The organism is Cohnella candidum, assembly GCF_003713065.1.
In the GTDB taxonomy this organism is placed as follows: Bacteria; Bacillota; Bacilli; order Paenibacillales; family Paenibacillaceae; genus Cohnella; species Cohnella candidum.
This window is the reverse complement of record NZ_CP033433.1, coordinates 124,413-137,601: the sequence shown is the minus strand read 5'-3', so window position 1 is coordinate 137,601 and position 13,189 is coordinate 124,413. Positions and strand designations below refer to the sequence as shown.

The window sequence follows — 13,189 nt, the reverse complement described above, 5'->3', positions numbered from 1 at the left end:
TCACGAGAATCGAAAGATTAGCCTCTCTTCTTGCGGGTCAGGACGTCGAAGATAACCGCGATCGCGAGGACGCCGCCCCGGATCATGTATTGATAGGAGATGCCGACGCCGAGCAGGTTCATGCCGCTGGACAGGGAAGCCATGACGACGGCGCCGATGATGGAGCCGGTGACTTTGCCCACGCCGCCTGCCGCGGATACGCCGCCGACGTAAGCGGCCGCGATCGCGTCGAGCTCGAACAGCGTACCGGCCGTCGTCGTCGCCGATTGCAGGCGGGACGTGAACAGGATGCCCGAAAGCGCGGACAGCATGCCCATCGAACCGAATACGATATACGTGATTTTCTTAACGTTTATGCCGCTCAGGTGAGCCGCTTCCGGGTTGCTGCCGACGGCATAAATGTGCCGGCCGAGCACGGTTTTGGTCGTCAGGAAATGGTAAGCGAACACGACGATGAGCGTGATGATGACCGTCCAGGAAAACCCGTGGTATCCCGCGAGGATCCAGGTCAAGTAAGCGATGATGGCCGAAACGAATACGAGCTTGATCGTGAAAATGCCGCCCGACACGACTTCGAAGTTGTATTTCAGCTTGTTCCTGCGGTTGGAAAGTTCAGAGTAAATATAAAACAGGATGGCGACCACGCCCAGAATCAACGACAGCAAGCTCAGTCCGCCTACGCTCGAGATCGCCGGGATGTAACCGTTGCCGATCGCGTTGAAGTGATCGTCTTTGACGATAATCGTTCCGGTCTTCTCCGTCACGCGCAGCAGAGCGCCCCGGAAGATCAGCATGGCGGCGAGAGACGAGACGAACGAAGGAATGCCGACCGAAGCGACGAGCACGCCGTTGAACATGCCGATCACGATGCCCAGCACGAGGATGATCGGGATCGTGATATAGAACGGAACGCCGGCTTGCGTAAGCAGAATGGCGGCGATCGCGCCCATGAATCCGGCGGCGAAGCCGACGGACAAGTCGATGTGCCGGATGACGATGACGAGCGTCATGCCGACGGCCAGTACCGCGATATAACCGGTGGCGTCCAGCAGGTTGCTGAGGTTCCGGGAGGAGATGAACAGGCCGTCCGTCATGACCGAGAAAACGACCATGATGACGAACAGGGCGATGTACATGCCGTACTCGCGGATGTTCACTTTCACGAGAGACTTGGCCTCTTGAAATAAGGATCCGGGGGCAGCGGAATTGTTGACTGCCGGATTCGTTCCATGATTTGCACTCATCGATGGTACCTCCTATTGCGTAGCGAATTGCATGATTTTTTCCTGATTGGCCTCTTCAGCCGACAATTCGCCCTTGATCTTGCCTTCGGCCATGACGTACACCCGGTCGCTCATGCCGAGCACTTCGCCGAGCTCGGACGAGATCATGATGATGCTGAGGCCTTCGCTGATCAGCTTGTTCATGATCGAGTAGATTTCGAATTTGGCCCCCACGTCGATCCCGCGGGTCGGCTCATCCAAAATCAGCAGTTTGGGACCGACGAACATCCATTTGGCCAGCGACACCTTCTGCTGGTTGCCGCCGCTCAGGTTGCCGACGATCTGCTCGACGGAAGGCGCCTTGACGTACAGGGACTGCTTGTAATCGTTGGCGACCTTGATTTCTTCGTTGTCGTTGATCCAGCCGCCGGAGGCGATGCCTTGCAGATTCGCGGCGGTAATGTTGCTCTTGATGTCCTGGATCAGGAACAGTCCGTCGCCCTTGCGGTCTTCGGTCACGTAAGCGATACCTTCGCGGATCGCGTCGCTCGTGTGCGTGAAGGTCATCGGCGAGCCGTTCACCCTCAATTCGCCCTGCAGTTTATAGGACCTTGGATTGCCGAAGATGCTGAGCGCAAGCTCCGTCCGTCCCGAGCCCATCAAGCCGGCTACCCCGACGATTTCTCCTTTTCTGACGTGCATGTTGACGTCTTTCACAACGTTTCTGCCCGACTGGGGATCGTAGGCGGTCCAGTTCTTGACTTCGAGGATTTTGTCGCCAAACGATTTGTTCGGCCTCTTCGGATAAATATCTTCGATTTCGCGGCCGACCATGTTTTTGATAATGACGCTTTCGGAGATTTCTCCTTTGGCGGCGTCGAGCGTGCAGATGGTCCGGCCGTCTCGCAGCACGGTCGCTTTATCCGCGATGGAGATGACTTCTTTCAGCTTGTGCGAAATCATGATGCACGTAATGCCCTGTCTCTTCAGTTCCCGCAGCAGATTGAGCAGGTTTTCACTGTCATTCTCGTTCAGCGCCGCGGTCGGTTCGTCCAAAATCAGCAGCTTGACGTCTTTGCTGAGCGCCTTCGCGATTTCCACGAGCTGCTGCTTGCCGACGCCCAGGTCTTTAATGAGCGTTTCGGGATTGACGTTCAACCCGACTTTCTGCAGCATTTGCTTGGCTTGCATGATCGTTTGGTTCCAATCGACGATCGCGCCCCGCCTTACTTCGTTGCCTGCGAATATGTTCTCGTACACGGAAAGGTCCGGGAACAACGCCAGCTCTTGGTAGATGATCGCGATTCCCGTTTTCACGCTGTCGCTGATTTTCCCGAACTGCTGTACCTTGCCGTCGAATACGATATCGCCCGAATAGGTACCGAAAGGATATACGCCGCTGAGCACTTTCATCAGCGTCGACTTCCCTGCGCCGTTCTCGCCGATCAGACAGTGGATTTCGCCTCTGGCGACTTTGAAGTTGACGTCGGTCAGCGCCTTGACGCCGGTGAATTCTTTGGAGATGTTGTTCATCTCTAAAATGTAGCCGCTCATCGTTTCCACTCCTTACCAGAAAAAGCTCTAACAATAGCGGAATAGTGATAGACGAATCTATCACTATTCCGCACTGGCTTATTTACGCTCGCGATTACAGGCCTTTGAATTCGTCTGCTTTGTAGTAGCCGGAATCCACGATTTCTTTCTTCACGTTGTCTTTGTCGACGGTGATAACTTTCGTTTGCTTCGCTTTCACGTCGACTTTGCCGTTGTTGTAGGAACCGGTCGTCGCAGGGGATTTGCCGTCGAGGATTTCGACTGCCATGCCCATTGCGTCTTTAACGAGCGTACGCACGTCTTTGAACACCGTCATCGATTGTTTGCCGTCGATCACGTATTGGATCGAAGCTTTCTCGGCGTCTTGGCCGGTGATCACGAAGCTTTTCACGGCCGAGTCGGTCGAGAATACGTCGGCGATGGAACGTGCGGTGCCGTCGTTCGGAGCGAGGATGGCCACGTCGCCTTTCATGTCGGCGGCAGCAGCGGTCAAGTGCGTTTGAGCTTTGTTTTTGGCTTCGTTCGGATCCCAGTTCGTCGTGACTTGGCCGATGATTTTGCTCAGCTCGTCGCGGGACAGGTCTTTTTTGTCTTTCAGAGCGACGGCTTCGCTGGAGTTGGCGATTTTGAACGTGCCGTCGGCGATTTTCGGCTGCAGAACTTGCCATGCGCCTTGGAAGAACAGGAACGCGTTGTTGTCGGATGCAGCGCCGGCGTACAGGTACAGCGGTTCGCCGGAGCCTTTGGCATGGTCGACCAGGTATTGCGCTTGAGCCGCGCCTACCGCAACGCTGTCGAACGTGACGTAGTAGTCAACCGCGTCGGTGTTCGTGATCAGGCGGTCATAGGAGATGACCTTGATGCCTTCTTTTTTGGCGGCTTCTACGGCAGCTGCCGCTGCGTCGCCGTCTTGAGGACAGATGATGAGGACTTTGATGCCTTTGTTGATCAAGGTTTCTACGTTTTCTTTTTCCTTAGCGGAAGAACCTTGGCTGAACAGGATTTCGGTCGTGTATTTCGAGCCGGACAGCGCGTCTTTGAAGCGCTGTTCGTCTTGTACCCATCTCGGCTCGTCTTTCGTCGGCAATACGATACCGACGCTTACTTTGCTGCCGCTTCCTCCGCTTTTGCCGCAAGCTGCGACGATGGCCGCGAATACGGCGATAACCAATACAAGCGCGATTGTCTTGAAACTTCTTTTCATGGAATGGACCCCTTTCGGAAATGGTCTGACTCGAACAAGTCAAATATAACATCGTCCCGAAAGGATGTAAGCGCTATACAATAGCACTCTTTTAAAACCGTCTATACTTTTTTAAGCTGAGATTATTTCTTCGCGTTTTTATACACGTCTTCCCTTGAGTGGAAGCCGTCGGCGATGATCGTCTCGTCGATGTTGTTTTTGTCGACGGCGATCGGAGGGAGCAGCACGGAAGGCACCTCGATTTTGCCGTTGTTCACTTTCCGGTCCGCGCCGGGGCTTTCGCCTTTCGCCAATTTCACGGCCAGTTCGGCCGCTTTATCGGCCAGCAGCTTGATCGGCTTATAAACCGTCATCGTCTGAGTGCCTTCGACGATGCGCTGGGCCGCCGCAAGCTCGGCGTCTTGTCCGGCGACCGGAATGCGGCCCGCAAGGCCTTGCTCCGTCAGCGCCTCGACGACGCCTCCCGCCGTCGCGTCGTTCGCGGCGATCACCGCGTCGATCTTGTTGCCGTTCGCGCTGAGCGCGGATCGCATGTTGGCCAGCGCGTTCACCGGCGTCCAGTCTTTCGTCCACTGGTCGTAGACGACGGAGACGTCGCCTTTGTCGATCAGCGGCTGCAGGACGTTGAACACGCCTTTTTTGAACAGGTGCGCGTTGTTGTCCGTATCGGCGCCCCCGATATAGACGAATTTCCCTCTGGGGACGATACTCGTGATGGCGTTCGCCTGCAGCTCGCCCACCTTCTCGTTGTCGAAAGAGACGTACAGGTCGATGTCCGCGTTTTTCACCAGCCGGTCGTAAGCCATCACTTTAATGCCGGCGGAATGGGCTTTTTTGACGATCGCCGCCGTCGCACCCGCGTCATGAGGCACGATAACGAGAATGTCGACGCCCTGGCTGATCATCATCTCGGCCTGAAGGATTTGCTTCGCGTCGTCTCCGTTCGCCGCCATGATGACCACTTCCGCGCCGAGTGCTTCCCCCGCGGCCTTGAACAGATCCCGGTCCTTCTGCCACCGTTCCTCCAGCAGCGTGTCCATGGAAAATCCGATTTTGATTTTGCCGCCGTGTTTGGAGCCGCTTCCCCCGACGCCTCCATGCTGCTCCGCCTTCGTTGCCGAAGCGGGGGGCGAGCTTTCCGTACCGCCGCCGCTGCAGGCCGCCGAGAAACACGCCGTCAGCAGCGCCAGCGCCAACAAGGCCGGCCTGAACCGCCCGAAGCCCGTTTTCATCCGTATCGCTTCCTTTTTATCGCGTAATGCCTGCCGCCGCCGCTCATCCTTTTTTCCCGAGCAGCGTCCTTCTGTATTCCGTCGGCGACACGTCGGACATTTTTTTGAACACTTTGCTGAAATAGTTCGGATCGTTATACCCGACCTCGAACGTGATTTCCTTCATACTCCGCTCGGGGTCGGCCATCAGTTTCTTCGCTTTCTCGATCCGGCATTCGGTCAGGAAATCGATGTAGTTGACGCCGAGCTGATCCTTGAACATTTTGCTGATATAAAAAGGATTCAGTTCGAACTTCTTCCCGATCGCTTCGAGCGAAATATCCTCATGGGAATGCTCGGCGACATACTGCTTGATCTGTTGGATCGTATCCGGCTCGATGCGCTCGAGGCGCTCCGAGTACGACTGGCGCATGCGGTCCAGCAGCAGCCCCGCTTCGGCCCTCAGCTGGCGGTAATCCGCGGACTGGCGGGAGAACAGCGGCGTGTCGATCTCGATGCCCATCTCCTGCAGCACGCGAGATACGACCCACAACAGCTCGAGCACGCGCTGCTGCGCTTGCAGCAGATCCGCCCGCTCGTTGTCGCATTGCCGGATGAACTCCATGACGTCGGAGTGGACCTGCTCCCATTGGCCGAGCCGGATGCGTTCGAAAAACTGCTTCTCCAGCTGCTTTGCCAATTGGCCCGTGGTCGTGGTGCCCAAGACGGGCGTATCCGCGTAAAACCGGTACTTCACCGGCAAGGTCGGATCCATGGACGCAATGAGAGCCTCTTGGTAGGACTGCCGGATTTGGTTCAGCGATGCGCTCACGTTACCGATGCCGACGAACCAACCGGATGTGTCGGACTTCGCGACGGAGAGCAGCTCCCGCGCCATCGTTACCGCCTGGGAGCGGAACGTCTTCTCGGGATCCCGGAACGTGATGATCGGGATTTGCCGCCCGTTCAGGGCGCCGACCCAGCCGCTGCCGATTTGCCGGACCTTGTCCTTGACCGCGGAGTAGGCGCTCTCCGAGCCGGGCGGCACCAGGACCGTCATCGCGAACGTCTCGTTCTCCGTACTGACGTCCAGCAGCTTGACCAACTCGTCCAAGTGCACCTCGTGCACGTGATCGAACAGCAGCTGCGTGACGATGTCGGTCTCGACGACCGGCAGCACTTTCTGCAGCGCGTCCAGTTGAAGTTTGCTCGACTCGAGGGATTTGCGCTCCTCCTCGATCTGCTTCAGCACTTTCCCGACCGTGGCCACGATCTCGCTCGCTTTGCTCGGCTTGAGAATATAGTCTTTCACGCCGAGTTTGATCGCTTGCCGCGCGTATTCGAACGAGTCGAACGCCGTCACCATGACGAACTTGATGTCCGGATGCGCCGAGCCGATCTTTTCGACCGCTTCCAGCCCGTTCATTCCCGGCATTTTGATGTCCATCAGGATGACGTCCGGCGCGAACTCATCCGCCATTTCGACGGCGATTTTGCCGTTTTTCGCTTGCTCGATGACGAGATCGGGAAAGCCTTTGCTCAGGATCGCCAGCAATCCTTCCCGCTCGATCTGCTCGTCATCCACGATCAGGAGCTTGATCATCCTTCTCGGTTCCCCTTGTTTTCGGTATTTTCAACAGGATCTTCGTGCCTTGTCCCTCGGCGCTTTCGATTTCGATGACATCGTCGCGGCCGTAAAACAGGCGAAGCCGCTGCATGACGTTGCTGAACCCGATTCCGGTCGAATGGCCCCCCGTTTCGACGGCGCGCGCTTCTAGGATTTGGTTGATTTTGTCTTCTTCCATACCCGGCCCGTCATCGGAAATCTCGACGAATACCCGCTCCCCGGCATCCGTAATGCGGAAGCGGATCGTTCCGCCGTCCTCCTGGGGCTCGACGGCATGGATGACCGCGTTTTCCACGATCGGCTGAAGCGTCAAACCGGGAATCTGAACGTACAGCACGGACTCGTCGATATCGGATTCGAATTGCAGGCGGTCCGTGAATCTCGCTTTCTGGATCTCCATGTACTGCCGAAGCACTTTGACTTCATCATAGAGCGTGACGGAACGGTCGAGCCGCTTCAGGTTGTAGCGCAGCAAGCCGGCGACGCTCGCCAGCAAATCGCTCGTTTCCTCGGAGCCTTCCAGGTAAGCCTTCTTCGACAGCGTGTCCAGCGTATTGAACAGGAAATGCGGATTGATCTGGCTTTGCAGGCTGCGGAGCTGGCTTTCCTGGAGCAGCAGCTTGCTGTCCTGAAGCTCTTTCTCCAGTTGCGCTTTCTGCTGGATTTCGGTGAAAAGGTTGTTGATGTTGATGCGCATGCGGTCGAACATTTTGGCGAGGAAGGCGATTTCGTCGTTGGACGCCACCTCCACCTGCAGATCGAACCGGCCGCGCGACAGCTCTTTGGCCGCCTGCGTCAGCTTCAGCACCGGCCTCGTGATGCTGAGCGAGAACGCGTACGTGAACAGCAGCAGCAAAAACGTTATCGAGAGCAGCAGCCAAATGCCGAGTTTCTTGAGCTCCGACGACTGCTCGATGATCCCGCGGTAAAACTGATCGTACGTCTTGAGCTCCGTGTCGATCAGCGTCAGCGTCATTTCCGAAATGTACTTGGAAATGCGCGTCGCTTCCGTGAACGCTTTTTCCGATTCTTCGGATTCCTTCTCCGACTTGAACATAAGCGATCGGTCCGTCGTTTCGATCAGGCTGTCGATTAGGTTCACGTAGTTGGTGATCGCCGAATCGTTGTCCGCATTCCTCAAGTCGAAGATTTCGTATTTCGCTTGGATGAGCTGCTCTTTGTTCCGCTGCAGCTGATTCAGCTTGTCCTGCGTCGGCGCGAGCGAATAATCGTTTAGCGTAGTGACGGTTTGCTGGCTCGCGTTGCTCACTTCGTTCATGCGCAAGTAACGCTGCAAAATGTCGTTATATTGATTTTGGGTTTTCTGATTGTAGTAGGTGAGAGCGATCCAGATGACGACCATGATAAAAAGGACGACGGCGGCGAGCGACCATATTTTCTTCTGAATGCTGTTCATGGCGCATCCTTCTCTTTCAGCATGCGGATATCCGTGAAGTAGCCGTCGGTGTTCAGCGGAACCGTCTCGCCCTTCAGCCACTTGATCAGAAGATTCACGCTCAATTTGCCCATCTCTTGCGGGGACTGCTCGATCATGCCGTCCAGCTTGCCTTGCTTCAGCAGCGACAGCGTGTCCGGACTGTCGTCGAACGAATAGATATGGAAGGGTTCGACGCGGGAGCGCCGGCCGATTTCCTGGATCATCGCCTCCGCGATGTTGGCATTCACGGCGACGAACGCCTGCACGTCGGGCGAGCGGTTCATGATATCCTGCGTGGTCGCGATGATATGTTCCCGCGAATCCAACGTTTCCGCGTATTTCGTCTTGATGCCGGGGTACGCCTTCAGGACGTCGTAAATGCCGTCCAACCGTCGTTGTTGATAATATTCATGGCGGCTGTCTCCCATGAGGATGACCGTACCGGACTTGCCCATATCCGAAAGCAGCTGCTTCGCGATCATTTGACCCGCCACGAATTGGTCCGAACCGACATAGGTCCGGCGCAGGCTTTCCGCCATCGGCACGTCGTTCGCGACGGTGACGATCGGAATGCCGTAAAAGGCCGCCTTGTATTTCGTCAGATCCTTGAATTCGTCGGTGTCGAGGCCCTGTACGATGATGCCGTCCACCTTGGAATCGATCGCGATTTCGATTTTCTTCAGGAACTCTTCCTGGTTTTTGCCGTAGCTGCCCCACACCTCGATGCTGGCTCCGTCCCGACCCGCCTCTTCCTTCGCGCCGCGGCCCACTTGGTCCCAGAAGGGCGTCTCGAGCTCCTGCGTGATCAGCACGAGGCGGTATTGCGGCTGCTGCTGAATGGGCGTCCTCGGCAGCTGCCAATCGGAGCGAAACACTTTGCCGGCCGAAACCGACGTGAAATACAACAACACGGCGCATATTAAACCGAGAACGGTAAAGACCAGTTTCTGCAAAAGGAAAATCTCCGTTTCGTCCGCAAAATGGGGTTGGCTGATTCCATCATATCATTCGCCGGCGACGGTTGAGAATCGGGAATTGAATCCGTTTACAGTTTTTGTCGTTTTATCTGCGTCATTCAGAAATGCGCAGGCATGCAACTTGTAAATGCTGAATGACAAAAAATAGCGGACCGAGGTCCGCTATTTCGATGAGGATACTTCCTCCGGGGGAGCCAGCACGATTTTCCCGTCGACGAGCTCGAGTTTGACTTTGTTGGAGTCCTTGAGGCCGATTGACTCCAGATAGGCGGCCGGCACCTGCAGGCGTCCCGCCTTGTCGAGCACCGCGTACTCGATGTGGGAATCCTCCTCCGCGGCCGCGATTCCTTGCTCCAGCTCGGCCAGTTCCTCGGCGTACGACTTTCTCCTCAGCATCTCCGAGGAGATTTTGCCGTCGCGGATGGCGACGACCCGGTCGACTTTCTTGGCCAGCAGCGGGTCGTGCGTGACGATGACGATCGTGATGCCGATCGTCCGGTTCAGCTCGCGGAACAGGTCGAGAATCTGGTCCGACATCTTGGAGTCGAGCGATCCCGTCGGCTCGTCGGCCAGCAGCAGCTTCGGCTGGTTCGCGAGCGCGATGGCGATGGCCACGCGCTGCTGCTCGCCGCCGGACAGCTGGTGAAGCTTGTTGTTTTTGCGGTGTGTGAGGCCCACTGCCTCGAGCAGCTCCAGGGCGCGCATCCGTTTGCGGCGTCCCTGCAGCAGAATCGGCAGCTCGACGTTCTCCAGCGCCGTCAGATAGGGAATCAGGTTGCGCGCGTTATTCTGCCATACGAAACCGACGCTTTCGCGTTTGTAGCGTACGAGGTCCGACTCCGTCATTTTCAGCATGTTGCGTCCGTCCACCGTCAGCGAGCCGGCGGAAGGACGGTCGAGTCCGCCCAGCATGTTGAGCAGCGTCGACTTCCCGCTTCCGCTGTTGCCGATGATCGCCATCAGCTCTCCGGCTTCCACGTGCAAATCGAGCCCTTGAAGGGCGAAAACTTCGAGATCCGCGGCTTTGTAAATTTTGACCAAACCTTCGCAATGGATCACGGCGTCAGTCCTCCCCGAGCTTCAGCGCTTGATGGATGCGGATGCGGGACAGCATATAGGCGAGAATGCCGATGCCCAGCAGCAGCATGAACCCGACCGTCGAATACAGCCGGAAGAAATCGATCGAATCGAACATGACCTTGAACGGAGGCACCAGGCTGCTCGGGTTGAACGCGATCTGGAAATTCGGCACGTACAGGCGGCTCGCGACGTTGCCGACGACCACCCCGATGAGAATGGCCATGCCCGAAGTCAGCAGCTGCTCCAGCGCGAGCATGGAAATAAGCTGCCGGAGCGACAGGCCGACCGCGCGCAGGATGCCGTTTTGCAGCGTTCTTCCTTTTAAGGAAAGAACCCAGTAGAGCAGGAACCCGACGAAGCTGACGAGGATCGAGATGATGAAGCCGAGCGTGAGCACGCCGTTCAGCGCCATCAGGAACGGATCGTTTTTCGCGGTTACCAGATCGGTCCGCGTATTCACGATGTCCGTCAAGTTGAGATCGGCCTTCTCGATTCCTTTGTAGAAGGCTTCGGTGGACGCGTCCGGCTTCAGCTTCAGCCATACCTCATACGGCTCGAGACCGAGCTGCAGCTGGATCCGGGACAGGTGGCCGACGATCAGCATCGGGGCGTTCGCCTTCGTCTCTTCGTTCGATGCGTCGACGGAGCCGAGCGGCGGATTCGGATTGAAAGTCGGGAAATAGTCGATAATCCCGTAGACGATGAACGGCTGCTTGTCGGTGTCTCCCCAGCCGGCGAAAATCGTGTCTCCCGTCTTCACCTTCTTCTGGTCCGCCAGCGTTCTGGAGATGAGCACGGCTTTCGAATCGGAAGCGATCAGATTCAAATAGTCATAGAACGGATAGGCGTTCAGCCCGTCGGGCAGCCAGGCGGCGCGTCCGAAATCGTCGGTGTCGATGCCGATCAACGTGGCGGAGCCCGTCGCTTCCCCGGCAGAGAACGACGCTTGCGGCTTCACGAACACTTTCGCCGCGGCTTCCACGCCCGGCAGCTTCGGATACGGATCGAACGGCGGCTCGAGATAGTGGATCGGATCATTCGTCGGAGCCGCGGGCGGCCCCCCCATCGTCGGCATCTGCGGCGGCTTATCGTTCGGCCAAGCGGCTTTCAGCACGATTTCGGCGCCGTTGCCGTAACGGATCCGGTCCTCCGTGTTGTTGTTCAGCGTGCGGGCCGCGCCCGCGCTGAACACGCCGATGGCGATCGTCATGATCAGGAACACCATGAGGAATTGGTACTGGCTGTTGGAACGGCCGACCTGGATGAGCGTCGCGTACAGCGACGGCGGCCACCATTTGCGGCCCAGCCAGTACACGAGCCTAAGGACGTACGGATACAGCCTGAGCAGCAGCAATCCCGCTCCCAGCACGAACAACGCCGGCACGACGAATTGGAGCGGATCGATCCGCATGTCTTCGGAATTGAGACCCAGGCTCTGAAGGTCCTTCAGCTTGGCGCGGAACGTGTACAGCCCATACAGCGAGACGCCGAGGGCCAGCACGTCCAGGAAAGCTTTGTGCCAGAACGGGATTTTCTGATAGCGGGCGAGCTGCTGCTTATGTCCGACGATCGACACCCTCGTGGCCAGCAGGACCGGAATCATCGTCATGAGGAAGGACACCGCCGCTGCGATTCCCCCGTACAAATACGCTTCTCCGTTCAAATGCACCGGCATTTTCGAACGCTGCACGAATTCCAGGAAGCCGTTGGACGCTCCCAGCATCCCGGTCAGCTTCATGCCGATGAGCGGTCCGATCAGCCAGGCGATCGCGCACAGCAGCAGGCTTTCGGCCGCGAACGACGCGACCACTTGCCATCTTGCGGCTCCACGGCTGCGCAGGACGGCGATCTCGTTTTTCTGGCGGTCGACGATGAGATTGGACACCATGAACACGTAAAAGCCGAGCATGATCAGGACGGGGACGTTCAGCGACCACATGAGGGTACGCAGCCTCTCCGCCCGGTCGAAATACGTCTCGATCGTCTTGAGCGCCGGCACGGTGAAGTCGACTTGATACTGGCCGACGGCCGCGGAAAGCGTTTTGCGCAGCTGCTTGTCGGTGTCCAGGAACCCCTGCACGCCCCGCAGCTCGAGCTTCGTGTAATCCAATACGAAAAACCAGCCCGCGGAAGCGATCGGGATTTTGTCTTGGTCGATAATTTCCGATTGGAACAGCTTCTCGTTCATGACGAAGGCGCTGCCGACGTCGCCGAGACTCGTGTCCCGGAAATAGGGATCGTCATCTTCCTTCTTGGCGAATACGCCGACCGGCTTGATTTTTACCGTCCCGTGGATTTTGGGATCCTCCAGCACGAGCACCGTATTCAGCACCAGCTTGAAATTGCCGAGCGCTCGGTCCGTCACGAGCACCTCGTACACGCCGTCCACCGGCTTGTCGGACGGCATGCGGCCGTCGACCAGGCGAATGTGCTTCTCGAGGCCGCTGAACATCCGGAGCGTCGTGCTCGGTTTGGTCTTGCCCGTATTGCGGGCCTGCTCCTCGAACGTGAACAGAACGGACTTCGTCCGGCGTTCCCGGACGAGCTCTTGGATCGGGATGCCGAAGCCTGCGGCCGCCTTCGTATCCATGTAGTTGTCGAGACGGGCGACGGTTTGGCGGCGCTTGTCGTCCGACTGATTGAAGAAGTTGACCAGCGACCAATGCGTGCCCGGGTAGACGCCGGATTTGGTTTGGGATGCTTCGAGGTCTTTCACCAGCATCCGCGACAAAATCCCTTCGGAATAAATGGGCATGGTGCTCACGAGCGCGGAGGTCATCAGCATGCCGAAGAACATGCTGGCGACGAGCCACTTGTTTTGCGCCATTTTGCGGATAATCATTACGAATAAGGCCACTGACAAGCCTCCCTGCCA

The 13,189-nt window shown here is 57.3% G+C and carries 9 protein-coding genes; all 9 read right to left on the bottom strand.

All coding sequences use genetic code 11. The annotated features are described in order from the left end of the window. Positions 1-17 precede the first annotated feature (17 nt). A complete protein-coding gene (locus tag EAV92_RS00545; protein ID WP_241158599.1) occupies positions 18-1,136 on the bottom strand; it encodes a sugar ABC transporter permease in 1,119 nt (372 codons plus the stop codon). A gap of 120 nt (positions 1,137-1,256) precedes the next feature. After that, positions 1,257-2,777, bottom strand: a complete 1,521-nt coding sequence (locus tag EAV92_RS00540) for a sugar ABC transporter ATP-binding protein (protein WP_123039291.1) — start codon at positions 2,775-2,777, stop codon at positions 1,257-1,259. Positions 2,778-2,871: 94 nt separating this feature from the next. Further along, the gene (locus EAV92_RS00535; protein ID WP_123039290.1) at positions 2,872-3,981 is read right to left on the bottom strand and encodes a sugar ABC transporter substrate-binding protein; all 1,110 of its coding nucleotides are present in this window, start codon (positions 3,979-3,981) and stop codon (positions 2,872-2,874) included. A 122-nt stretch (positions 3,982-4,103) separates the two neighbouring features. After that, a complete protein-coding gene (gene xylF / locus EAV92_RS00530) occupies positions 4,104-5,213 on the bottom strand; it encodes a D-xylose ABC transporter substrate-binding protein (RefSeq protein ID WP_123039289.1) in 1,110 nt (369 codons plus the stop codon). A 43-nt stretch (positions 5,214-5,256) separates the two neighbouring features. Continuing rightward, positions 5,257-6,795 carry a response regulator gene (locus EAV92_RS00525; RefSeq protein ID WP_123039288.1) on the bottom strand — a complete coding sequence of 513 codons (1,539 nt, stop codon included), beginning with the start codon at positions 6,793-6,795 and terminating at the stop codon, positions 5,257-5,259. Continuing rightward, positions 6,770-8,236 carry a sensor histidine kinase gene (locus EAV92_RS00520; RefSeq protein WP_123039287.1) on the bottom strand — a complete coding sequence of 489 codons (1,467 nt, stop codon included), beginning with the start codon at positions 8,234-8,236 and terminating at the stop codon, positions 6,770-6,772. Before EAV92_RS00520 ends, EAV92_RS00525 begins: the two co-directional genes overlap by 26 nt. After that, positions 8,233-9,210 carry a sugar ABC transporter substrate-binding protein gene (locus tag EAV92_RS00515; protein ID WP_123039286.1) on the bottom strand — a complete coding sequence of 326 codons (978 nt, stop codon included), beginning with the start codon at positions 9,208-9,210 and terminating at the stop codon, positions 8,233-8,235. The genes EAV92_RS00520 and EAV92_RS00515 overlap by 4 nt, the downstream gene beginning before the upstream one ends. 186 nt (positions 9,211-9,396) lie before the next feature. Further along, the gene (locus EAV92_RS00510) at positions 9,397-10,293 is read right to left on the bottom strand and encodes an ABC transporter ATP-binding protein (RefSeq protein WP_123039285.1); all 897 of its coding nucleotides are present in this window, start codon (positions 10,291-10,293) and stop codon (positions 9,397-9,399) included. Positions 10,294-10,297: 4 nt separating this feature from the next. Then, entirely contained in the window at positions 10,298-13,171 is a 2,874-nt protein-coding gene (locus EAV92_RS00505) for an ABC transporter permease (RefSeq protein WP_241158393.1), read from the bottom strand. Between the last annotated feature and the right edge of the window lie 18 nt (positions 13,172-13,189).

Excerpts from the sequence above, each read along its gene's own strand:
- EAV92_RS00520 (WP_123039287.1), bottom strand. The coding sequence starts at position 8,236 with ATGAACAGCATTCAGAAGAAAATATGGTCGCTCGCCGCCGTCGTCCTT.
- xylF (WP_123039289.1), bottom strand. The coding sequence starts at position 5,213 with ATGAAAACGGGCTTCGGGCGGTTCAGGCCGGCCTTGTTGGCGCTGGCG.
- EAV92_RS00545 (WP_241158599.1), bottom strand. The coding sequence starts at position 1,136 with ATGTACATCGCCCTGTTCGTCATCATGGTCGTTTTCTCGGTCATGACG.
- EAV92_RS00525 (WP_123039288.1), bottom strand. The coding sequence starts at position 6,795 with ATGATCAAGCTCCTGATCGTGGATGACGAGCAGATCGAGCGGGAAGGA.
- EAV92_RS00535 (WP_123039290.1), bottom strand. The coding sequence starts at position 3,981 with ATGAAAAGAAGTTTCAAGACAATCGCGCTTGTATTGGTTATCGCCGTA.
- EAV92_RS00540 (WP_123039291.1), bottom strand. The coding sequence starts at position 2,777 with ATGAGCGGCTACATTTTAGAGATGAACAACATCTCCAAAGAATTCACC.